This window comes from Collinsella sp. An271 (assembly GCF_002159695.1).
GTDB lineage: Bacteria > Actinomycetota > Coriobacteriia > Coriobacteriales > Coriobacteriaceae > Collinsella > Collinsella ihumii.
Genome location: NZ_NFJE01000008.1, coordinates 33,047 through 56,506, shown reverse-complemented (window position 1 = coordinate 56,506; position 23,460 = coordinate 33,047). Strand labels below are relative to the sequence as shown.

The following is a 23,460-nucleotide window of genomic DNA, read 5'->3' as shown; positions in this document are numbered from 1 at the left end:
CTGTACAAAGGAGTAGACAAGAAAAACCCGGCTCCCCCGAAAAGGAGCCGGGTTCAAGAAGCAAATCAGCTACGACTAACCGAAGTTACTCGATGATGGTGCTGACAACGCCGGAGCCAACGGTGTGGCCACCCTCGCGGATAGCGAAGCGCAGGCCCTCCTCCATGGCGATCGGGTGAATGAGGTCGCCCTCGATGGTGATGTGGTCACCAGGCATGGCCATCTCGGTGCCCTCGGGCAGCTTGACGGAGCCGGTCACGTCAGTGGTACGGAAGTAGAACTGCGGACGGTAGCCATCGAAGAACGGGGTGTGACGGCCGCCCTCCTCCTTGGTGAGGACGTAGACCTCGCCGGTGAACTTGGTGTGCGGGTGAACCGAACCGGGCTTGCAGAGAACCTGGCCGCGCTCGATCTGCTCACGCTTGATGCCGCGCAGCAGGATGCCGACGTTGTCGCCAGCCTCGCAGAAGTCCATGGTCTTGCGGAACATCTCGATGCCGGTAGCAACGGTGGACTGGGTCTCCTTGATGCCGACGATCTCGACGGGCTCGTTGAGCTTGAGCTGACCGCGCTCGACACGACCGGTAGCAACGGTACCACGGCCGGAGATGGTCATGACGTCCTCGACAGCCATCAGGAACGGCTTGGCGTCGTCGCGCTCGGGGGTCGGGATGTACTCGTCAACAGCCTTCATGAGCTCGCGGACGGAATCCATCCACTTCTCCTCGCCGTTGAGGGCGCCCAGAGCGGAGCCGCGGACAACGGGGATGTCGTCGCCGGGGAAGTCGTACTCGGAGAGGAGCTCACGGGTCTCCATCTCGACGAGATCGATAAGCTCCTCGTCGTCAACCATGTCGCACTTGTTCAGGAACACGACGATGTAGGGCACGCCGACCTGACGGGCGAGCAGGATGTGCTCGCGGGTCTGGGCCATGGGGCCGTCGGTGGCAGCGATGACCAGGATAGCGCCGTCCATCTGAGCAGCACCGGAGATCATGTTCTTGATGTAGTCAGCGTGGCCGGGGCAGTCGACGTGAGCGTAGTGACGCGTAGCGGTCTCGTACTCGACGTGAGCGACGGAGATGGTGATGCCGCGCTCGCGCTCCTCGGGAGCCTTGTCGATGTTCTCGAACGCGGTGAAGTCGGCCTTGCAGCCCTCGGTCTCGGAGAGAACCTTGGTGATGGCAGCCGTCAGCGTGGTCTTGCCGTGGTCAACGTGACCGATGGTGCCGATGTTAACATGCGGCTTAGTGCGCTCGAACTTTTCCTTGGCCATGAAGCCTCCTCCTTAAAGGTGTCCCCGGCGGGACGTACCAATAAACTTAGTGGCTCCCCTAGTATATAGGAAAGCCACCGTGTTACCTGGGTAGCGGTGACTGGATTCGAACCAGTGACGCCACGGGTATGAACCGTGTGCTCTAACCAGCTGAGCTACACCGCCGTACTGGAGCCTGCGACCGGACTTGAACCGGTGACCTCCTCGTTACCAACGAGGTGCTCTACCGACTGAGCTACACAGGCGTGAACGGGTGGGAGCTATAGGATTCGAACCTATGTAGGCATAGCCAACGGGTTTACAGCCCGTCCCCATTAACCACTCGGGCAAACTCCCATGTGTTCACGCGCTCGGAACGGCTGGCCGCTCCGTTGCGCAGGAAGGATATTACGACGCTAGGGGGCCGGATGTCAACGCAAAGTTGCTTAATACACGCCACCGGGCGTATCCTATTTGTGCCACATAGGCCTTGACCTGCGGTTTTAGTGGCACTTTATCATGGTGAGCTTGTGAAGACGCAGGATTCCTGACAAGTGCAAATTGGGGACGTACCTTCCGCTTGCACTTTTGCAAACTGGGGATACCCCTTCTGCTTCTGCGCCTGGGATGGGTTGTTTGGGGACGGGTTCATTTCAACCCATCCCGTCGCCCGCGCCCGTCTCCCACGGCCTGCCCTCTGCCATTAGGGATGGGCGCAAGTGACAGAGGGACGCTCGACCGACTGGTAAGCCCGGCTTCGATGTTCGAGCTCCCCCGACGTAGGTTCAGCGTTCCGTATCCGCCTCGATTTCATGACTGGTTCATGACCGTTTCCTGGCGATTTACTGGCACTTCTTATTAACACTGGCAACAAAAAGAAACAGGCCAGACCGTTTACCGTGTCTGACCTGCTGTTTTCTATGGAGCCAGCGACAGGAATCGAACCCGCAACCCAATGATTACAAATCATTTGCTCTACCGTTGAGCCACGCTGGCACGCTTGGCGCTTGCGCGCGAAGCTTCTTCAGGATACTGAAACCCCTCGAATCCGGCAAGACTTTGAAGCGTCATCCCAGAATAACTTCCGCTGCTCCACCATACTCGCAGCGGTCCAACGGGGGTTATGAAAGAGTGCGGGCAACGTCCCCGTCAATCCGCGACAGATAGGTTGAAGCGAACACGTCCTCAACCAACCGTGTCTGGCGGCTGGAGGCGTAGCGGCTTGAGCTCTTGTGCGAAGCGATCGCCCCAGCGAACCGCCCGAAAACCGTGTATACGAGTTTGTCACTGTTTTTCGGTGTCGCTCCTCCACATGCGCCACAGCCCCCGACGTTTCCGCAGAAAACAGCTGGGAGAATGTCGAGGGGTATGCCGCATGTGGGGAAAGGGCACCGAAAAACAGTGACAAACTCAGCCTATGTCTCCGGTGGGTTTTACTTCGGGCGATTTTTATGCACGGGATTTCTCGCCACCTGCGGGTTTATCAGGGCTTTATACATGGAATTCCGCCATGCCAACGGGCCGGCAAAATGGGTCGAAACGAACCCGTCCCCAACCAACCCATTTCCTATCGGAAGCTGTTGCGGAGCGCCTCCAGACGCGCGAGAGACTCGGGCGACAGGCGTCCTCCCAGCGTCATCTTGATCTTGGGGGCCTCCTCCGCCTCGCGCACATCTTCGTCGACGTGACGAAGCTCCTCCACGAAGATGCGGGCCGAGATGCGCGCCACGCCCTTCCCCATCACGGTCGCCTGGATCGTGCCGTCGCTGGTAACCACCGTGCACGCACGGCCCGCCTCACGGGCATCGGTGCACAGCTGTTGAACCACCGTGTCGGCCGATACACCTGTGGGAGAGAACTCGATGCGCACGCCCGCCTGCGGCAGATTGGGCCGGTCGGCCGAAACGTTGCCGGCGCCGTCAAACACGATGACCGGTTCGTAGCGGCGACCGGCAAACGCCGCGACGTCGGCGATCAGCGCCGTGCGCGCGCGGTCGTACACATCGTGCGAATAGGGGTCGTCCGACTTGTCGAAGATAAGCTGCTCGTAGCGCGGCGTCGCATGGATGACGTTGTAGCCGTCTACGACCAGAAGCTCGCGCTTCCCGCTCACGTTCGACCCGCGCGGCACGTCGGGCGTCGAGAAGGCCGAGGCGAACGCGTTGCCCACGCCGTAGGTGCTCGCATCGACGAACTTTTGCGCCGATCCCTCGCCGAAGCGCTTCGCCTTGGCCTTGGCCCGGTTCTTCTTGGTCATGGGCTACTCGCCCGCCCCGTCAACGAGCACGGCGCGGTTGCGGCGCATCCACTCGAAGCTGAGGGCAGTCGCCGCCTGGGCGACATTCAGGCTCTCGGTCTCACCGCGCTGGGGAAGCTTGGTCAGGAAATCGCACGTCTGGAGCACCAGGCGGGAGATGCCCTCGCCCTCTGAGCCCATGACGAGCGCGACCCGGCCCTCGAGCGGAGCGTCCCAGCACACCTGCTCGGCGCGTTCGGAAGCACCGCACGCCCAAAAACCGGCCTCCTTGAGGTCCTCGAGCGCACGCGCGATGTTGGGAACCTGGGCGATCGGCAGATGCATGACCGCGCCCGCGCTCGTCTTATAGGTCGCAACCGTGACCTCGGCGGCGCGCTTGTTCGCGATGACGACGCCCGCGGCGCCGACGACCTCGGCCGAGCGCACGATTGCACCGAAATTGCCCGCGTCGGTCACATGGTCGAGCACGAGCACCAGCGCCGGACCGTCGCCGGCGCGCGCGATGATGTCCGACAGGTCGGCGTACGGGTACGAGCCGACCTCGAGCACGATGCCCTGATGCGCACCATGGCTCGAGATGGCATCGAGCTGCTCGCGGGCAACGTAGCTGACAGGCGCGTTCACCGAGCGCAACGCCTCGATGATCTGCGTCAGGACGACGTCTTTACTCGAGCTCTCCGCAACCAGCGCGCGCTTGACGGGATAACCCGTGCGCAGCGCCTCGATGGCTGCGCGGCGGCCTTCGAGATACGAGCCCGCCGGTGCATGGGCGGGCTGGGCCGCGCGAGCAGGGCGCGTCGCTCCCCCGGAGCGCTGGCCGCCCTTGCCGGGATGCGCCTGGCTGCGTCCGCCCGGGCGCTGTCGCCCAGCGGCCTCGCGCTGCCTTTCGGGCCCCTTGCGGTTCGCACCGCGCCCTCCGCGAGCTTCGGGGCGCTGTCCCTTGTTGTTCTGCTGTCGTGCCATGCGGCTCCCATCTGACTCTCATCGTTATTCGACCTTGCAGTATAGATGAGACGTCCTCGACGCCGGCACGTTGCGCAGATGTTCCACGGTTGGGAACGACGTCGGAGCCCTAAAAGGACGGCAGGGGCTTCGCAATCGAAACCCCTGCTCGCAGATGATTAAAGATGGCCCCGTCCCAAAAGGTGACGCTAGAGGTGCTTGATGCGCGATCCCGCGGCGGTGTCCTCGATCATGAGGCCCATGTCGCGAAGCTGGTCGCGAATCGCGTCGGCAAGCTCCCAATTCTTGGCTGCGCGCGCCTCGGCACGGGCGGCAAGGATCTTCTCCGCGGCCTCGTCGACGTCATCGCCCGTATAGCCGACAAGCCCGGCGGCGACGCCGAGCAGGCCGACCGGCAGCTCCTCTTCCGGCTTCGGCAGCTCGATGCCCAGGATCGCGAACGCGCCCGCGATGGACACGGCGCACACGGTCGCCGCCTCCTCGTCCACGGCGGAGCCGGCCTGGTCGAGATAGGTGTTCGCCTCCGTCACCAACTGGAAGTACGCAGCGAGCGCACCGGCAGTGTTGAAATCGTCGTTCATGCAGGACTCGAACTCCGCGGAAGCTCTCTCGGTCGCGGCAACGAGCGCGGCCGCGCGCTGGGCGTCCGCCTCGCCCTCCGCGTGGTCGGCAGCCCACTTGAGGTTGTTCACCGTTCCCGCGATGCGCGCGAGCGAGTTCTCCGCGCCCTCGAGACGCTCCCAGCTGAAGTCGAGCGGGCTGCGGTAGTGCGTCTGCAGCATGAGCAGGCGAAGCGCCGCCGCGGAGTGCTTCTCGAGCACCTCCTCGAGCGTGAAGAAGTTGCCGAGCGACTTCGACATCTTCTCGCCGTCCACAAGCAGCATGCCCGTGTGCATCCAGGTGTTGGCAAAGCCCTGATGCCACGCGCACGAGGCCTGCGCGCACTCGTTCTCATGATGCGGGAAGGCGAGGTCGGAGCCGCCGCCGTGGATATCGATCGGCGTGCCCAGGTAGCGGTGCACCATCGCGGCGCACTCGGTATGCCAGCCGGGGCGCCCCTTGCCCCACGGGGAGTTCCACATGGGCTCGCCCGGCTTGGCGGCCTTCCACAGGGCGAAGTCCAGCGGATCGTTCTTGTCCTCGTTCTCCTCGATGCGCGCGCCGACCATCAGGTCGTCGATCTTGCGACCGGAAACCTCGCCGTAGCTGGGGTCGCTACGGACCGCGAAGTACACGTCGCCGTTATCGGCCGCATAGGCGTGACCCTGCTCGATGAGCGTCTTGATCATGCCGATCATGGGGCCGATCTCCTTGGTGGCGCGCGGACGGATGTCGGGATCCATCACGTTGGCCTTGTGCATGACCGCGATGAACTTCTCGGAGAACTCGCTCGCCACGTCCTCGGCCGTACGGCCCTGCTCGTTCGCGCGGTTGATGATCTTGTCGTCCACATCGGTGAGGTTCTGCGCGAACGTGACCTCGAACCCGGAGGCGATCAGCCAGCGGCGGATGACGTCGAAGGAGATGAACGTGCGCGCGTTGCCGATGTGGATGTTGTCGTAGACGGTGGGGCCGCACACGTACATGCGCACCTTGCCCGCCTCGATGGGCTGGAACCCTTCTTTGGTATGGGTCTTGCTGTTGTAGATCTTCATGGCAAACATCCTCTCAGGGAGGTCCAAAGACGGCGAGGCGCGATGCGGCACCTCGCCCGTCCGTCGTGCGGTCGGTCGGAGATGGGGTCTTCGGGGCAGGCGATGCGCCGGCTCCTAGGCCCGGTCGCGGGAGCTACATCGCTCGAGCAGACACACGGCCCAGGCGCCGATGCCGGCGCCCTCGCCTTCCCAGCCAAGCTTCTCGGTGGTCGTCGCCTTCACGCCCACCTGCTCGACATCGACGCCGAGCGCGCGGGCGAGGTTGGCGCGCATCGCGTCGCGATGCGGCGTGATCTTGGGCGCCTGCGCCGCAATGGTGCAGTCGGCATCGACGAATTCGTAGCCGCGCTCGCGTGCGAACTCCATGACGCGCGAAAGCAGCACAAGCGAGTCCGCGCCCTCGTACGCGGGATCCGTGTCGGGGAATAGCTTCCCGATGTCGCCTCCTCGGCAGGCGCCGAGAATCGCGTCTGCCAGCGCGTGAGCGAGCACGTCGGCGTCCGAATGGCCGAGCAGGCCCTTCTCGTACGGGATGTCCACGCCACCGATGATGCAGCGGCGTCCTTCCACCAGACGGTGAACATCGTAGCCGTGTCCTATGCGAAGTGCGGGCTGCTGCATGGCGCGATTGCCTTCCTGCTCGGTTTGCGTTGCCAGCATCATACCTCAGCAGGCGAAGGTTTGCCGGAAGGCCCCGAGTGAGGACACGATTGCATAGGGTATCGACCGCTCGCTTTCACACCGGTCGCTCGCAGCCGGCGCAGCCTGGACTGACCGAACTTCAGCTCCCCGGTTTTTTATGAACGAAGGACACCGTTTTCGGCGTTTGCCCAGGAAAGCGATTTCTGACATCGCACTTTTTCATGAAAAGCGAGCGATGGCGGGGTGCGGCATACCACTGCCCATCGCACCCACATCGCACACCAAACTTGCTACCATGGTGCGCGGCCAACCGACGCGAGAGCTCGGTTTGGCTTGTTGCACTCAACCGCCAAAGGAGAGCCCTATGGATCGGCCGGTCATCGGCATTCTCGGCATGCGCACGATCGACGCGAGCGGAAACGTCCCCGTCATGCGCGACTTCACCAACGCCGCGTACTGTGCGGCCGTCCAGCGAGGCGGCGGTGTGCCGCTGATCATCCCCGCCACGACGGGCATCGATGACGTGGACAGGCCTCTCGCCTGCTGCCAGGGATTGCTCCTGCCGGGAGGCATCGACGTCGATCCGCGTCTCTACCACGAAGATCCCCTGCCCGAGCTGGGCGAAGTCGACCTGCACACCGACCGACTTTGGATGACGGCCTGCATGCGTGCCCTCGAGTTGGGCCTTCCCATACTCGGCATCTGCCGTGGCCTGCAGCTTGTCAACGTCGCCCTGGGAGGCAGTCTGTACCAAGACCTCGCTTACGCGAACCCCCGGCATCTGCTGCATGCCCAGAAGCAAAACCGCGACTACCTGATGCACCGCATCGACATCGACGCTGCAAGCCGTGTGGCACGCATCCTCGGTACCACCTCGCTGTACACCAACACCCTCCACCACCAATGCGTCAAAGAAGCGGGACGCGGTCTTACCGTGATCGCCCGTACCTCAGACGGCATCCCCGAAGCACTGGAATCTGCAGACGGCCAGATCGTTTTGGTCCAATGGCACCCTGAAGAGCTGCTCGAAAGCGAACCGCGCATGCTCGGACTGTTTACCGACCTCGTGGAGCGCGCGCAAGGTTAAGGGAGCACTAGACGGCGTTCATGAAAAAGCGCCGAACCGGGACGGCGGGATGGGTTGAAACGGACCCGTCCCCAAGCAACCCATCGATCAGCCGCGAGAGCGCAGCAGGAATTCAACCAAGGGCAGGTCTTCGGGCAACGTGACCTTCAGGTTGTCGCGCGGAGCCTCGACGCAGCGGACGCGGCCGCCGGCGCGCTCGACGATCGATGCGTCGTCGGTGCCCACGAAGCCCTCCGCGCGCACGGCGTCCTCGGCACGGCGGAGCGCCTCGACGCGGAAGATCTGGGGCGTCTGAACGGTCCAGAAGCGGCTTCGATCGGGCGTGTCGAGAATCATTCCGTCTTCGACGAGCTTGAGCGTGTCGACGGCGGGCTGTCCGCACACCACGCCGTCGAGTTCGGCGTCCTCACGCAGGACGCGCACCGCGCCTTCGATGACCTCCGGGGTGATGAGGGGGCGTGCGCCATCATGGATCGCCACGAAATCGCAGGTCTCAGGCACCTCCGCCAGACCGGAGCGCGTGGAATCCTGCCTGGTATCGCCCGCGGGGGCAAAACTCACGGGCACCGTGAGATCGAACGGATCGACCGCGCGGCGGCGCACCTCCTCGGTGCGCCCAGCCGGGCAGACCACCACGATATGGCCGACCGAGGGCGCGGCGTCAAACGCCAGAAGCGACCAGGTCATGAGCGGACGTCCCGCGGCATCGATGAGCTGCTTGCCGCCGGGGTTGCCGAAACGCTGCCCCGATCCGCCGGCAACGATGACCGCGCACACGTCGCCCATGTCAGGCACCCTGCTTGCCCTGCATGCGCGCCAGGGAATCGGCCAGGATCGCAGGGTTGTTGACGCCGAAGTCGCCCAGGCGCTCGGGGTCCTTCTGGATATCGCCCATGAGCTCCTGCAGCGAGCCGTATTCGTCGACGATCTTCTCGGCCACACCGTCGCGCACCACCGACACGCGCGAAAGGGTGCGCAGGCCGAGCGGCGTCATGACGGAATCCTCATCCAGGTCGTCGAAACCGAGCGCGTCGGCGACGCGCGCGGGATTGGAGAGCTCCTCGGGCGTCATGGAGCTGAAGCGCTCACGGATGCGACGCGCGTTCTCCTCCGAAGAATCGCTCGCGTAGTCGCGGATCATGAGGTCGTATTCGGTATCCATGCTCTCGCCGGCGAGCTGCTCCATCTGCATCTGGACCAGCTTGCCCTGGTTGCCGAGCTTGACGATGCAGCTGCGAAGCTCCTCTTTGGCCTGCTGCATGATCTCGAAACTCGAGAAGATGCCGGTGATGTCGGCGAGCGTGACGTAGTCGTCCAGCTCAAGGGCGGTCAGGCGGACCAGCGATTTGTCGAGCGAGGCGCGCGTGGTCTGCAGCGTGGCGATGAGTTGGTTGACCGAGCTCATGATGATGCCGACGGGCTGGATCTCGTAGGCCTTGCCCTTGACGTAGACGTTCACCACCGAACGGCGGGACGACACCGAAATCATGATGGCGTCGGTCAGCACGCTCATGCGGGCGGCCGTGCGATGGCGCATGCCCGTCTCACTCGTGGTGATGGAGGAATCCGGATTGAGGTGGAAGTTGGCGCGCAGGATGTGCGACAGATCCTCGTCGATCACGACCGCGCCGTCCATCTTGGAAAGCTCGAACAGGCGGTTGGAGGTAAACGAGATGTTCAGCGGAAAGCCGTCGTTGCCGGCGGCGAGCACGTTTTCGGTATCGCCGACGCAGATCAGGGCGCCGAGATGCCCGGCGATGATCATGTCAAGGGCGGTCCTGATGGGCTGACCGGGAGCGGTCAGCCTGATGGCCTGGTCCATGCGCTTTTGAATCTCGTTTTTATCCAATGTGCTACTCCATCTGCTCGCATTCTCAGTCATGCAAATATTTTCTCATGGATACCACCGCTTTGCGACAACGTTTTACAAAGTTAAACAGAAAAATGTCACCACCAAGGTTGCCTAGGTCGCCGTAGGTCCCCGACCACATCCGCACGCTGGCGCGCTCCGCAACGAAAACGGCGCCCGCGATGGCGGACGCCGTTCGATAGGTCACCCTATTCAGGATTTTGAGGAGGGCGCGGGCCGGTTCCCGAACCCTACGAGCGCGCCCCGGCGCCCAGCTGCCGTGCGGTGCCCGAAGAGTTCCGGGCGCCCGCCGAGCCGCTGCGCGGCGCGGGCTCGAATGACGCGCCCAGCACGCCGGTCGCCCGCGGAGCCGGAATCTCGCCCGTGCCGTGGCTGAAGACGAACTCGTCGTCCACGACATCGGTGAGCACCGTGTCTCCCTCGCGCCACTCGCCCGCCAGCAGCTCCTCGCTCAAAGGATCCTCGATGAGGCGCTGGATGGCGCGGCGCAGCGGACGGGCGCCGTTGGTGAGGTCGGTGCCCTCGGCCACGATCTTGGCGATGGCGGCATCGGTCAGCACGATGTTCATGCCGTTGGCGATCAGGCGCTGGCGCAGGTCGTCCACGAGAAGCTCGGCGATCTTGGTGAGCGACTCTCCCGCAAGCTTCTGGAAGACTACGATGTCGTCGATACGGTTCAAGAACTCGGGCCTGAACAGGCGCTTGAGCTCGCCCATGGCGCGGCTCTTGATCTCCTTGGCGGAAAGCCCGGTCTCGCCGGTGGTGCCAAAGCCCACGCTCGCGTCCTGCGCGATCTCGCGCGCGCCCACGTTGGACGTCATGATGATCACGGTGTTGCGGAAGTCGACGGTCTTGCCCTGGCCATCGGTCAGACGGCCCTCGTCGAGCACCTGCAGCAGCACGTTGAAGATGTCCGGGTGCGCCTTCTCGATCTCATCGAACAGCACGACGGAGTACGGATGCCGGCGCACGGCCTTGGTGAGCTGGCCGCCCTCCTCGTGGCCCACGTATCCCGGAGGGCTACCGATAAGCTTGGAGACCTCGTACTCGCTGGCGAACTCGCTCATGTCAAAGCTGATCAGCGCGTCCTTGCTGCCGAACAGGTGCTCGGCGAGCGTCTTGGCGAGTTCGGTCTTGCCCGTGCCCGTGGGGCCGAGGAAGATGAACGAGCCGCCCGGGCGGCGCGGGTCCTTGAGCGGCGAGCGCGAGCGGCGGATTGCCTTGGCCACCGCGTGCACCGCCTCGTCCTGGCCGATGATGCGGGTCTTGAGCACGTCCTCGCAGGCGAGCAGACGACGGGACTCGTCCTCGGTCAGCGAGGACACCGGCACTCCCGAGGTCGCGGACACGATGTCGGCGATCTGCGGCACGTCGATGGCAAGCGGGCTCGCGTCCATCTCGGCGTTCCAGGCGGCACGGGCCTCGGACAGCTCGATCTCGGCGGCGTGCTGCTGCTCCTTGAGCTCGGCGGCGCGGTTCATGTCGTCGTCCTTCGTGGCCGCCTCGACCGCTGCCTTGAGCTCGCCGACGTGCGCCTCGGCGGCGCGAACCGGCTCGGGGGCGCGATTGGCCGCGATGCGGGCGCGGGCGCCGGCCTCGTCGATCAGGTCGATGGCCTTATCGGGCAGGAAGCGATCCTGGATGTAGCGGGACGACAGGTTGGCCGCCGCCTCGACCGCCGCGGGCGTGTAGCGCACGTGGTGGTGCTCCTCGTAGCGGGGCAGCAAGGCGTTCAGGATCTTGATGGTGTCCTCGACGCTCGGCTCCTCGACGTCGATCGGCTGGAAGCGGCGCTCAAACGCGGGGTCCTTGGTGAGGTACTTGCGGAACTCTTCGGCCGTGGTCGCTCCGATGATCTGGAACGAGCCGCGCGCGAGCACCGGCTTGAGCATGGAGCTCGCGTCGATGGAGCCCTCGGCGGAGCCGGCGCCGATCAGCGTGTGCATCTCATCGATGAACAGGATGATGTCGTCGGCCTCGGTGGCCTCCTGGATGACGTTCTTCAGGCGCTCCTCGAACTCGCCGCGGTACTTGGCGCCCGCGACAAGGCCCGGCAGGTCGAGCGTCCAGATGTTCATGTTGACGAGGTTCTCCGGCACGTCGCCCGAAGCGATCTGCTGGGCCAGGCCCTCAACGATGGCCGTTTTGCCCACGCCCGGATCGCCCAGGATCAAGGGGTTGTTCTTGGTGCGGCGGGAAAGGATCTCCATCATGCGGGAGATCTCCTTCTCGCGCCCGATGACCGGGTCGAGCTTGCCCTCGCGCGCCTGCGCGGTGAGGTTCGTGCCGAACTGGGCGAGCGTGCTGGCGTTCGCGTCGTCGGCGCGCGCCGACTCGCCCGAGAAGAACGGCAGGCCCGCACCGGGACGCCCGGATGCCGAGCCCGCCATGGGGCGCTTGCGCCCCTGGTCCTTCGACGTGAGCTTGTCCACCGCGCCGCGCACCGCGGCCGCGGACACGCCCAGGCGCTGGAGGATGTCCATGCCCATGCCGTCGCCCTCGTCGACCACGCCGAGCAGCAGGTGCTCGGTCGACACGTAGGTCTGGTTGTTCTCGCGCGCCAGGCGGAAGGAGCGCTCCATGACCGAGATGACGCGCGGGGTGAACGCGAGCTTGGCGGCCTCCGCGGGCTGCTCCTCATCGGGAACCGTGGTGCGGATCTCCTTGAGCTGCGTCAAGATGTCGTCGTAGCTGATATCGAGGGAGCGCAGCGCCTCCGCGGCGATGCCCTCCTGCTCCTTGGCGAGCGCGAGCAGCAGGTGCTCGGTGCCCACCTTCGTGGAATTCTGTGCCAGCGCTTCCTCCTTGGCCAAGGACATGACGCGCCGTGCACGGTCGGTGAATCGATCTAGCATGCGAATACCTCTTACGTGCTAACACTTGTTCGTTCGACCAGTGTGGTACCCAAAGTTGCACTATCTTAACCGAAACGTGAATTTTTAAAAGAAGCCCGCGGAAACACCGGCTAAAACTCCTCGACGGCTTAACGAACGGGGCGATCGGCGCCGGTCGCGTCGGCATGGGTTGAAACGAACCCGTCCCCAACCGACCCGTTATGCGGGCGGGCGGGCGCCCAGATAGGTCGTGGCGAGAGCCGACGCCTCGGTTGCACGGGATATGATCTGCTCCAGCGGAAGGCCGGCGGCAAGGCCGGTGACCAGCGCGCCGATGTAGGTGTCTCCGGCACCCGTGGTGTCGACCACCTCGACCTTCGGCGGCACGGATCGAATCAGGCCGCCGTCGCCGAGCACCAACGACCCCTTGGCGCCGAGCGTCAGCGCGACGGTGCGCACGCCCCACGCCCTCATGAGCTCCATCGCACAAAGCGCGCTCTCGTCGTCCACGGGAGCCGTGCCCGTGATGACCTCGCACTCGGTCTCGTTCAGGCACGCGACGTCGACGTTCCGCCACACCTCGACGGGCAGCTCGCGCGCCGGAGCCGGGTTGAACACCGTGCACATGCCGCGCCGGTGGGCGCACGCCAGGGCCGCCAGCGTGGCCGCCACGTCGCACTCCAGCTGGACGAGGAACACCGATCCCGCTCCGTCGCCGCCGACCAGGCCGTCGAGCGCCCGGGCGACCGCATCGGCATCGAGCAGATGGTTTGCCCCCGGGTCGAGCACGATGCGGTTGTCGCCCTCGCAGCGCGTGATGACCGCCACGCCCGTGGTGGCCCCTTTCGCTTCGGTCACATGCGAGCACCCGACCCCGTCCGCCCGCAGGCCCTCGACGAGCCGCTCGCCGAACACGTCGGCGCCGACCGCCCCGATCATGTGCACCTCGGCGCCCATGCGCGCGGCGGCCGACGCCTGGTTGGCGCCCTTGCCGCCCGCACCGATGAGGAAATCCCCGCCCGTGATGGTCTCGCCCGCCCGTGGCATCCGCTCGCATGCGATGCTGAGGTCCATGTTGAGGCTGCCGAACACGATGACTCGTCCCATGAGCTGCTCCTAACCGATTGCCTCGATGGCAGAGACGACCAGATTCCAAAACCGTTCGACGTCGAGCCGTAGCCCGACCTGCGTATGGCACGCACGCGCGTCGGGCTCGGGCCCGCGCAGATCCGCCACGGTCATGCCCGCCGTCACGGTGCCGGCGAGCTCGATATCGACCGGGCAGCGCCGCACCTCCATGACGCCGGGGTCGATGACATAGGCCACGGCGCACGGATCGTGCACGGGCGGGTCCGGAAAGGCCCTGTTGGCATGGTACGCGCGCCGGAAGAAATCCATCATGCCGCACACATGGGACGCGATATCGCTGCCCAGCCCGGCGATGCGCCGCTGCACCTCCGGCGTGCACAGCGCCTGATGCGTCACGTCGAGGCCGACCATGGTGAGCGGCCACGCCTCGTGGAACACGATATGCGCCGCCTCGGGATCGGTCGCGATGTTGAACTCGGCGACCGGCGAGGCGTTCCCCTCGCGAACGGCGCCTCCCATGAGCACGACCTCGCGCACCCGCTCGACGATGCGCGGCTCCATGCGCGCCGCCAGCGCGATGTTGGTGAGCGGGCCTAGGGCGACCAGCGTCACCGTACCCGGCTCGCGCGCCATGACGGTCTCGATGATCCATGCGACGGCATGACCCTCGTCGAGCGGGCGCACCGGCTCGGGCAGACGGGCGCCGTCAAGGCCCGTCTCCCCGTGGACCTCCGCCGCGACGCGCAGCCCGCGCACCAGGGGACGGGGGCTTCCGGCGTGCACGCAGACATCCCGGGCATGGGCCGCTTCCAGCACCGCGCGCGCGTTGCGCGTCACCTTGGGCAGGCTCTGGTTGCCGCCCACGGTGGTCACGCCGAGCAGGTTGACGCGCGGGTCACCCACCGCGAGCAGGAGCGCCACCGCGTCGTCCTGGCCCGGGTCGCAGTCGATGATGATGTCCTTGGCATCGGCCATCGTATTCCCCTCTCAAAGACATATATAGAATACTGGTACCCGAATCGCCGGCTCAGGCTCGGATGCATCCGCCGAACGCACTCGTCCCCGATGGCGGATGCCGGCGCCTGCCGCGGGGCGCAAGACGGGCGTCCGTCGGCTCCGTCGCGAGATTGTACTGTACCTAAGTAGTTTTGCTGGACCCCCTTTCATTTCGAGCGCAATTGGGTAGCATTTTTCTGTCCCATCGATTCTCAACAGATTATTGAAGGTTTCGTCCGTATGCCCCAATCCCCTATCTGCTCTTCTCACGAGAACGCCTGCGAGTCCGAGGCCCTGCTGCTCGGCCTGGATATCGGATCGACCACGGTCAAAGCGGTCGTCGTCGAGCCGACCACGCATGAAGCGCTCTACACGAGCTACGAGCGCCATCACGCCCATCAAGCCGCGTGCGCCGCATCTGCGCTGCGCGCGGTCGCACGCGAGATGCCGGGCAGGAGGTTTCTGCTGGCGGTCACGGGATCGGGTTCGGCCCCCATCGCCGAGGCGTGCGGCGCCCCCTTCGTCCAAGAGGTCGTCGCCGGCGCCAACGCCGTGCAGACCCTGTATCCGCAGGCGCGCACCGTCATCGAGCTCGGCGGCCAGGACGCCAAGATGATCTTCTTCAAGACCGACCCCTATCACGGCACGTCGCGCGTGGACGACATGCGCATGAACGGGACGTGCGCGGGCGGCACGGGCGCGTTCATCGATGAGATCGCCTCGGTGCTGGGCGTCGCCACCGAGCAGTTCGAGTCCCTCGCCTCCCGCGGCACCACGGTCTACGAGATCTCGGGCCGATGCGGCGTCTTCGCAAAGACCGACATCCAGCCGCTGCTCAACCAGGGCGTCGCCAAGGAGGACATTGCCCTGTCGACGTTCCACGCCCTGGTCAAGCAGACGGTCGGCGGTCTCGCCCAAGGCCTGGATATCGATCCGCCCGTGGTGTTCCAGGGCGGCCCGCTCACGTTCAACCGCACCCTCGTGCGCGTGTTCGCCGAGCGCCTGGGGCTCGACCCCGACCAGGTCATCATCCCCGAGCATTCCGAGACGATCGTGGCGCGCGGCGCGGCGCTTTGGCTCGCGCGCAGCGGAAACGAGAAGGATGCGGGGCTGCCGCGCGATCTCGAGGAGGTCGCGGCCTCCCTTGACGGGATGGCCGAGCACCCCCTGCGCCACCATGCCGCGGTTCCGCCGTTCTTCTCATCCGACGAGGAGCGCCGGGCGTTCGAGGAGCGCTGCGCTCTCAAGCCCATCGAGCCGCCCCGGCTCATCGACGGCGCCGTGCTGCCGGTCTATATGGGCATCGACGCCGGCAGCACGACCACCAAGCTCGTGCTGCTCGACGAATCCGGCACGCCCATCGACTCGTTCTACGCCTCGAACCAGGGAGAGCCCATCGATGTCGCCCGCGAGGCCATCAACGAGCTTCGCGACCGCTACGCCTCCCGCGGCGTGACGCTCGAGGTGCGCGCGCTGGGCACCACCGGCTACGGCGAGCAGATGTTCGCGCGCGCATTCGGCGCGGACTACCACACCGTCGAGACGGTCGCGCACGCCCGCGCGGCCCTCGCCTACTGCCCCGACGCGACGTTCATCCTGGACATCGGCGGGCAGGACATGAAGGCGATGTGGGTCGACCGCGGCGTCATCACCGACGTCATCGTCAACGAGGCGTGCTCGTCGGGCTGCGGCTCGTTCCTCGAGAACTTCGCGCGCTCGCTCAAGATCCCGGTCAAGGACATCGCGTCGACGGCCTTCTCGTCCACCAGCCCCGCGGCGCTCGGAAGCCGGTGCACGGTGTTCATGACGAGCAGCGTGATCTCTGAGCAGCGCGACGGCAAGACGCCCGCCGACATCATGGCCGGCCTGTGCCGCTCCATCATCGAGAACGTCTTCACCAAGGTCGTCCGCGTGCCGAACATGGATGCGCTGGGCGAGCACATCGTGGTTCAGGGTGGCACGTTCGCGAACGACGCCGTGCTGCGCGCTTTCGAGCAGTACGTCGGCCGCGAGGTCACGCGCAGCCCCTATCCCGGACTGATGGGCGCGATCGGCGCCGCGCTGCTCGCCAAGGAGCAGCTCGAGGGCGCCCGGGGCGATGCGGCCGAGGAACCGGTCTCGTCCTTCATCGGGTTCGATGCCGTCCGCGACCTCACCTTCACGCGCGAGGGCAACGTGACCTGCCCGTTCTGCGGAAACCACTGCAACCGCACCATCATCAGCTTCTCGACGGGAGACCGCTACGTGACCGGAAACCGCTGCTCGCGCGGCGAGGTCATCGGCGACCCCCACGACCACGCCGTGCGCGAGCGCGCCAAGCAGGCCGCGGCGGCCATCTCGAACGTCCCCAACCTGTTCGAGGAGCGCACGCGGCTGCTGTTCGCCAAGCGCGACCACAAGCAGATCCTTCCCGACAACGGCATCCGCATCGGCATCCCGCGCGTGCTCGCCATCTGGGACTCGGCACCCTTCTGGACCGCGCTTCTCGAATCGCTCGGCTTCACCGTCGTGCTCTCCGCCATGAGCTCGCACAAGATGTACGAGCGCGGCCTTTCCGCCGTGAGCTCCGACACCATCTGCTTCCCGGCGAAGCTCGTGCACGGGCACATCCGCGATCTTGCGGACAAGCACGTCGGCCGCATCTTCATGCCCATCATCACCACGGTGGCGCCCGAGGGCACCGCCGAGACCGCCGAGTCCATGTGCGCGGTGGTCAAGGGCTACCCCATGGTCATCCGCTCCTCGGATAACCCCGCCAAGCGCTTCGACATCCCCTTCGACTCCCCGCTGTTCCACTGGTACACCGCCGAGGACCGCGAGCACCAGCTCGTGCAGTACCTCGCCTCGACCTTCAACATCCCCGCCGAGGCGACGCACGAGGCCCTGGCGGAAGCCGACCGCGCGCAGGCCACGTTCTCCGATGAGCTCGAGGCGCGCGGCGCGGAGGTGCTCGAGCAGGTTCAGGAGCGCAGCGGCACCTGCGTGGTCCTGGCGGCGCGCCCCTACCAAACCGACCCGCTGGTCAACCACAACCTGCCGGGCATGTTCATCGAGCAGGGCGTCCCCGTGCTCACCGCGGATTCCGTTCCCGGCATGCGCGAGGTCGACCTCACGCGAAGCCGTCTGGACATCGCCAACAACTACCATGCGCGCATCCTGTCGTGCGCGCTCATCGCCGCGCGCACCGACTGCCTCGAGTTCGCACAGATCGCGAGCTTCGGCTGCGGCCATGACGCCTACCTGGCAGACGAGGCGGCGCGCCTCATGCACGAGGTCTCGGCCAAACGGCCCCTGCTGCTCAAAGTCGATGAGAGCGCGGCCGAGGGCGCCCTGCGCATCCGCGTCCGCTCCTTCCTGGAGACGACGCGCATCCGCCGCGCCCGCGGCGATGCCGATATGGATGAGGTGCGCGAGCTTCCCGATCCGTATCCCGTCAAGTTCACCCGCGAGGAGCGCGACACCTATACCGTGCTCGTGCCCAACACCTCGCATGCGTTCTCGCGCCTCATGGCCGCCGCATTCGCCAAGCAGGGCCTGAAGACGGCTTCGCTGGACCTCGGCCGCGAGAACGCCATCCGCCTGGGCAAGCGCTACGTGCACAACGACATCTGCTTCCCCGCGCAGATCGTGATCGGCGAGGTGCTCGACGCGCTCATGAGCGGGCGCTACGACCTGGACCATACCGCGGTCATGATGGCCAAGTACGTGGGCGACTGCCGCCTTACGCACTATTCGGCCCTGCTGCGCAAGGCGCTCGACGACGCCGGCTTCGCGCAGATCCCCATCGTCACCAACGATACCGCCGACGACCACAACCTGCACCCGGGCATCAAGATGAGCCCCGCCACTGCGCTTCGCATCGCGCACGGCCTGCCGATGATCGACGCGCTCGAAGAGCTGCTGCGCAAGATGCGCCCCTATGAGAAGGAGCCCGGCGCGTCCGATCGCGCCTTCGAAATCGCGCTCGACCACGTGATGGAGGGCATCAAACGGCGCGGCGTGCGCGGAGGGCTCGCCGGCTTCCGCCGCGGCATCCAGGTGATGTCGGAGGTGGAGATCGACCGCTCCCATCCGCGTCCGACCGTGCTGATCGTCGGCGAATACCTGCTCAACTTCCATCCGGGCGCCAACCGCGACATCGAGCTGTACCTGGAGCGCAACGGCTTCGAGGTCATCGAGGCGCGCATGACCGATGTCATCCGCAAGACGTATTTCTACAAGCACGCTCAGGTGCGCGAATACGGCATCCACAAGCCGTTCGCGCAGAAGGCGGAATGGGCGCTGTCCGACGACGTGTTCGAATTCGCCCAGAGCGCGGCCGACCGCATCGCCTGCAAGCACCCGCTCTACGAGCCGCCCGAGCGCATGCCGGAGCTGGTCCGCGCGAGCGACGACATCGTCCATCACACGTTCGACGCGGGCGAGGGCGTGCTCATCCCCGCGGAGATCCTGCACCATGCCGAGCGGGGATGCCGCGCGTTCATCATCCTGCAGCCGTTCGGGTGCCTGCCCAACCACATCGTGGGACGCGGCATCGTCAAGAGCCTGAAGGAGCGCTATCCCGACGTCTCGATCCTGCCGCTCGACTACGATCCCGACACGAGCCAGGCGAACATCGAGAACCGCCTCCAGATGCTCATCATGGAGGCCCGCGAGCAGTAACGCCCGCGCCGCACGGTAAACAGCATGATGGAGGCTGGCTGGGCGAATTGTGCTGCAGATACGGCCCTTTGCACGACTTGATTTCCGACGCCGGCAAAACCGCGGCCAAGGGGCTGCAGAATCCTGCGGTAATAGCACGATGCGTGTGCGGTTTTCCCGACTCTTCAAATCAAATCATGCAGAAGGCCGATTCCGCAGCACGTACCGGTTCGCACGCCCCCACTCATAAGAAAAGGCCCCACCGCCATCCCGGATGCAGATGCTTCCAGGCGGCAGCGGGGCCTTGCTGTTGCGTCAGACTGAGACGCGCTTACGCGGCGACCGGCTCGGCGAGAACCGTTCCCTCGGGAAACGCGCGACGGAACAGCCAGCGGGACACGGGACCCGCGATAAGAAGGTTCCACGGCAGGGCCGCGATGAAGTTCCAGGGAATGTTGGAGATCCAGGTCGGCAGGATCATAGCCGGGTCGCCCACATGGGTGAACGCCTCGATGGCGCCGTAGAGCGACATGAAGAAAACCATGGGGAACACCATCATCGTGCTGATTGAAAGCGTGATAGCAAGCTTTGAGCTCTTGCCCGGCGTCACCAGGAAACGAAACGCAAACCACTTGGCAACGCGACTGGCAATCAGCACATCGAGCAGCATGGCCACGATGTAGGCGGGCGGGAAGCCCAACCATGCGTCGGCGATGGTGGTGAGGCTGAAGTCCCAGCCGTGCACACGGGCGACGTTGTAGATGGACATCCACAGCACCATGCAGAAGCACATGATGATGGTGAAGATGAAGCTTTCGCGCTTGTTGGTCGGCATGCGGTCAGATAATCCCTTCTCGACGGTTACAGAACGCTGCCTGCGCGCAACAAAAAAGCTGGCGTACCGATTCGCGCGGGCACGCCAGCTTGAATATGTGCGGTTGAGCAGCTGTGAGGACTACCCTACCAAGTTTTCAGCCGCCATGTAAGCGTTAAGTTTGTGAAGGTCCACCCAAAACGCAACAAACCTAACGAATCGTTCGGCTCGACAGGCCCCACAAGTTGCCATAAAGAACAAAGTGGACTATCCACCTAGCCGAATGGCAACCGATGCAAAATAGTGTTTGATTTTTAAGGCAGCACTCCCCGCAGGCGCGATACCCGTTGTCATTTCCGCAGGATTCATCTGCGGCTTTATCGAGGGGTATCGCCCCCGTGAACATGGAAGACCTCACAATCAAACAGAATAATTGTTTGGCCGCCTGACAGCTCTGAAGAGATCGATCTTGGTCCAACCGCCCATCGCGTTTAGCGCCTGTTGCCCTTGGCACTCGGCAGGATGGCTTCGACCAGGCTTGCCATGGGCATGGTCTGCAGCCACACGGTGCCCGGCCCGGTCAGCACGGTGTGAAACGCACCCTCACCGCCAAAGACCAGGCTCATCCCGCCCTTGACCATCTGGCTGTGCCAACCCCACCCCCGAGATTATGCCGGAAGATGCCCTTGCCACCGGGGCCGCCGTGGTGGCGACCGGCCGCAGCGACTATCCCAACCAGATCAACAACGTACTCGCGCTCCCCGGAATCTTCCGCGGTGCCCTCGACGTGCGTGCACGCGACATCAACGATGCCATGAAGCTCGCCGCAGCCGACGCGCTCGCCGAGATTGTCCGAGCCGATGGCCTTCTGCCAGCCGCATCATTCCCGAAGCGTTCAGCCCGCGCGTGAAAGGCGCGATCGCCACCGCCGTGGCCGCCGCTGCCCGCGAGACGGGTGTCGCCCGCCTGTAGCGGCCCCTTAGCCGTCCCCAGCGGTCTCAATATTACTTGCGGTCCTTCCCCCGCAATCGTTGGTGTACCTTTGGCATCTTCGTTGCCGCAAGGCACATGCCAAAGGCGCACTCGTGATTTTCAGGCTCTCATTTCCCATGAGATGTGCACCGCATCGCGTTTAGAGGCCTTTACGAACCCAATCAGAAAACCCGACTGCTCCGCCTTCTTCCCACATCGTGCTTCCCGCTTTGTTGTAGAATGTAGAACAGTTCAGTTGGTAATATTCGCGGTTGGAGAAAACCGTGCGCAACCGAGACAACCTTATCGATACGATCATCGCCCGGGAATGGGAGTTCTTCCAAGAGGTGAATAACGTCGGAGGCCCTGCAAGCTGCCAATCGATGCCCCGCACATTCTCGACGATGCGCCGCGCGCAATACACCTGCTGGGACAGACAAGCACTTGAGAGCTGGCTGGACGATTTGGCCGACTACCGGGCGCGCGGCATGAATCCCGTCACCATCAAGTACGCGCGCATGATGGAATCGACGCATCCGGACGAGTTTGCCTCACTCGCCACCATGCTGCCACCCGTCCCAAATGAAACGCACGAGGCGGTCGAAGAGCTGGTAGGCCTCACGGTCCGCTGGGCAGATGAGCTTGCCCAACACTACCCGCTCTATATGGGGCGGGGACGGGTGCTGCATACCCGTGACGACACGCCAGACAAGACCTCCGTCGAGACCTATGCCCGCGGAGAGATGTCGACGTACTCACTTCGCACGCTCACCTCCCTGCTCGCCACATACCGCACCGCAGCACAGGAGGGCAGAAACCTTCAGGAACTGATCGCCGTAGCTCAGGTTCATGCCTACGGCTACCAAAGTCTGGATGATGTAGAACGGGTACTCGCCACGGGGAGCATGGGGGACCGGGGCTTGGACGGCCAGCACGTCTTATAGACCGTACACCGGCAAACCGATACCGCTCGGGTGCATTCGCGCTAAAACCGCAACAAGCCATTGACTTCTTTCTCACTGGTCGTAAGATGGACGTAATTCATATTATGTTCTACATTCCAACAACTCTTGTAGAACACGAATGAGGGAGGCACACATGAAGGATTTCCGATTTGGGATTCCGCAAAAAATCGTCTTCGGCACCGGCAGCCTGCAACGCTTGCCCGAGCTGGTCAAGGAACTCGGATCCAAGCATGCGTTCTTGATTTCGGACCGCGGACTTGAGAAGATCGGCACAGTCGGGCACGTTTCGGACATCCTCGAAGATGCCGGCATCACGGTCTCCTCCTATCTCGACGTGCTGCCCAATCCGACCGTCGAGATCGTGGACGCCGCAACCGAGGCGTATAAGGCAAGCGGCGCCGCGTGCTTGGTCGCTCTCGGCGGCGGTAGCCCCATGGATGTTGCCAAGGCCGTCGGCGTGCTCGTGCGCTTTGGGGGCAGCATCACCTCCTACGAGGGCACCGGCAAGGTTCCCGGCGATATCGAACCGCTCATCGCCATTCCCACCACGGCGGGCACCGGCTCTGAGGTCACCCCGTTCTCCGTCATCACCGACGAGGCCCGCAACCACAAGCTGTCCGTATACAGCGCGAAAATTCTGCCCGCATTCGCCCTGCTCGACCCCGAGCTCATCATGACCGCCCCAGCGGGCGTCGCCGCCGCCTGCGGCATCGATGCCATGATTCATGCCTGGGAGGCCTATACATCGCTCGACGCAAGCCCGTTCACCGACGCGATGGCAGAGAAGGCCCTGGAGCTCATCGGTGCCAACATCCGCCGTTTCGTGGCCAACCGCGCCGACATCGAGGCCGCTGAGGCCATGATGGTGGGCTCCACGTTCGCCGGCATCGCCTTCGGTTTCGCCCGCTGCGGCGATGTGCACGCCATGAGCCATCCGGTAAGCGCCTTTTTCCACGTCGCGCACGGCATGGCGAACGCCATCCTGCTTCCCGCGATCGTCGAGTACAACGCGCTCGCCGACCACGGCCGCTACGAGCGCATCTTCAACTACATCCGCGAGGATCGACATCCCGTCATCGACTTCCGCCCGCAAATGCTCGCCGATGAGGTTCGTCACCTGCTCAAGCAGCTGGACATCCCGGCGACGCTTTCTGAGGTCGGCGTAACGGAAGACAAGATCGAGGCCATGGCCGCCGATGCCATGACGAGCGGCAACATCGTCGTCAATCCCCGACAGACCACCATCAAGGATGTCATCGCACTCTACCGCAAAGCCCTGTAGGCGCGAAGCATCATAGCCGGGCTCAGTACCCCTCTCTTTACCTTTCTCCCCCATTCTCGCCCGGCGGCGCCGGTGCCTGCCTAATTACCGTGCGCCACTCCAGAGCCGCCCGTGCGCTTGACCTTACAGTCGAACGCA

At 64.6% G+C, this 23,460-nt stretch carries 16 protein-coding genes, 4 tRNA genes and 1 pseudogene; 5 read left to right on the top strand and 16 right to left on the bottom strand.

Annotated elements, in window-relative coordinates; all coding sequences use genetic code 11:
• Nucleotides 1-85 precede the first annotated feature (85 nt).
• The 9 genes from tuf to ispF all read right to left on the bottom strand — a co-directional run bounded on the left by tuf (nt 86) and on the right by ispF (nt 6,751).
• Nucleotides 86-1,276 carry an elongation factor Tu gene (gene tuf, locus B5F74_RS08155; protein ID WP_066829724.1) on the bottom strand — a complete coding sequence of 397 codons (1,191 nt, stop codon included), beginning with the start codon at nt 1,274-1,276 and terminating at the stop codon, nt 86-88.
• Nucleotides 1,277-1,367: 91 nt separating this feature from the next.
• Nucleotides 1,368-1,441 (bottom strand) — tRNA-Met (locus tag B5F74_RS08150).
• Between the two features lie 4 nt (nt 1,442-1,445).
• Nucleotides 1,446-1,521 (bottom strand) — tRNA-Thr (locus B5F74_RS08145).
• A gap of 9 nt (nt 1,522-1,530) precedes the next feature.
• A tRNA-Tyr gene (locus B5F74_RS08140) sits at nt 1,531-1,612 on the bottom strand.
• Nucleotides 1,613-2,176: 564 nt separating this feature from the next.
• A tRNA-Thr gene (locus B5F74_RS08135) sits at nt 2,177-2,251 on the bottom strand.
• Nucleotides 2,252-2,822: 571 nt separating this feature from the next.
• Nucleotides 2,823-3,512, bottom strand: coding sequence for an NYN domain-containing protein (locus tag B5F74_RS08130; protein ID WP_066829727.1), 690 nt, complete (start codon nt 3,510-3,512; stop codon nt 2,823-2,825).
• Between the two features lie 3 nt (nt 3,513-3,515).
• Nucleotides 3,516-4,475, bottom strand: coding sequence for a 23S rRNA (guanosine(2251)-2'-O)-methyltransferase RlmB (gene rlmB, locus B5F74_RS08125; RefSeq protein WP_087201535.1), 960 nt, complete (start codon nt 4,473-4,475; stop codon nt 3,516-3,518).
• 188 nt (nt 4,476-4,663) lie between these two features.
• On the bottom strand, nt 4,664-6,130 hold the full coding sequence (cysS, locus tag B5F74_RS08120; RefSeq protein WP_087201533.1) for a cysteine--tRNA ligase: 1,467 nt from the start codon (nt 6,128-6,130) through the stop codon (nt 4,664-4,666).
• Between the two features lie 114 nt (nt 6,131-6,244).
• Nucleotides 6,245-6,751 carry a 2-C-methyl-D-erythritol 2,4-cyclodiphosphate synthase gene (ispF, locus tag B5F74_RS08115; protein ID WP_087201531.1) on the bottom strand — a complete coding sequence of 169 codons (507 nt, stop codon included), beginning with the start codon at nt 6,749-6,751 and terminating at the stop codon, nt 6,245-6,247.
• A gap of 385 nt (nt 6,752-7,136) precedes the next feature.
• Between ispF and B5F74_RS08110 the strand changes: the two genes are divergently transcribed.
• Nucleotides 7,137-7,859 carry a gamma-glutamyl-gamma-aminobutyrate hydrolase family protein gene (locus tag B5F74_RS08110; protein WP_158095729.1) on the top strand — a complete coding sequence of 241 codons (723 nt, stop codon included), beginning with the start codon at nt 7,137-7,139 and terminating at the stop codon, nt 7,857-7,859.
• A gap of 87 nt (nt 7,860-7,946) precedes the next feature.
• Here the strand turns inward: B5F74_RS08110 and ispD are convergent, their stop codons facing one another.
• The 5 genes from ispD to B5F74_RS08085 form a co-directional block, all read right to left on the bottom strand.
• Nucleotides 7,947-8,645, bottom strand: a complete 699-nt coding sequence (gene ispD, locus B5F74_RS08105) for a 2-C-methyl-D-erythritol 4-phosphate cytidylyltransferase (RefSeq protein WP_087201525.1) — start codon at nt 8,643-8,645, stop codon at nt 7,947-7,949.
• A 1-nt stretch (nt 8,646) separates the two neighbouring features.
• Entirely contained in the window at nt 8,647-9,708 is a 1,062-nt protein-coding gene (gene disA / locus B5F74_RS08100) for a DNA integrity scanning diadenylate cyclase DisA (protein WP_066829741.1), read from the bottom strand.
• A gap of 251 nt (nt 9,709-9,959) precedes the next feature.
• On the bottom strand, nt 9,960-12,584 hold the full coding sequence (locus tag B5F74_RS08095) for an ATP-dependent Clp protease ATP-binding subunit (RefSeq protein WP_087201523.1): 2,625 nt from the start codon (nt 12,582-12,584) through the stop codon (nt 9,960-9,962).
• Nucleotides 12,585-12,782: 198 nt separating this feature from the next.
• A complete protein-coding gene (locus tag B5F74_RS08090; protein ID WP_087201520.1) occupies nt 12,783-13,670 on the bottom strand; it encodes a ribokinase in 888 nt (295 codons plus the stop codon).
• Between the two features lie 9 nt (nt 13,671-13,679).
• Complete coding sequence (locus B5F74_RS08085; protein WP_087201518.1) at nt 13,680-14,627, bottom strand: nucleoside hydrolase; 948 nt, start codon at nt 14,625-14,627, stop codon at nt 13,680-13,682.
• A 261-nt stretch (nt 14,628-14,888) separates the two neighbouring features.
• Between B5F74_RS08085 and B5F74_RS08080 the strand changes: the two genes are divergently transcribed.
• Nucleotides 14,889-19,310: an acyl-CoA dehydratase activase gene (locus B5F74_RS08080; RefSeq protein WP_087201516.1), complete on the top strand. Its 4,422-nt coding sequence runs from the start codon at nt 14,889-14,891 to the stop codon at nt 19,308-19,310.
• Between the two features lie 310 nt (nt 19,311-19,620).
• Here the strand turns inward: B5F74_RS08080 and B5F74_RS08075 are convergent, their stop codons facing one another.
• Nucleotides 19,621-20,124: a DUF2798 domain-containing protein gene (locus B5F74_RS08075; RefSeq protein WP_087201514.1), complete on the bottom strand. Its 504-nt coding sequence runs from the start codon at nt 20,122-20,124 to the stop codon at nt 19,621-19,623.
• A 470-nt stretch (nt 20,125-20,594) separates the two neighbouring features.
• Nucleotides 20,595-20,744: an AIM24 family protein gene (locus B5F74_RS12230; RefSeq protein ID WP_143753830.1), complete on the bottom strand. Its 150-nt coding sequence runs from the start codon at nt 20,742-20,744 to the stop codon at nt 20,595-20,597.
• A gap of 8 nt (nt 20,745-20,752) precedes the next feature.
• On the opposite strand from B5F74_RS12230, the pseudogene B5F74_RS08070 reads away from it, so the two are divergent.
• The 3 genes and pseudogenes from B5F74_RS08070 to B5F74_RS08060 form a co-directional block, all read left to right on the top strand.
• A pseudogene (locus B5F74_RS08070) lies at nt 20,753-21,075 on the top strand (malic enzyme-like NAD(P)-binding protein); the annotation flags it as partial.
• A 284-nt stretch (nt 21,076-21,359) separates the two neighbouring features.
• Nucleotides 21,360-22,019: a DUF4125 family protein gene (locus tag B5F74_RS08065; RefSeq protein ID WP_158095728.1), complete on the top strand. Its 660-nt coding sequence runs from the start codon at nt 21,360-21,362 to the stop codon at nt 22,017-22,019.
• 154 nt (nt 22,020-22,173) lie between these two features.
• On the top strand, nt 22,174-23,322 hold the full coding sequence (locus B5F74_RS08060) for an iron-containing alcohol dehydrogenase (RefSeq protein ID WP_087201510.1): 1,149 nt from the start codon (nt 22,174-22,176) through the stop codon (nt 23,320-23,322).
• The last annotated feature ends 138 nt before the right edge of the window (nt 23,323-23,460 follow it).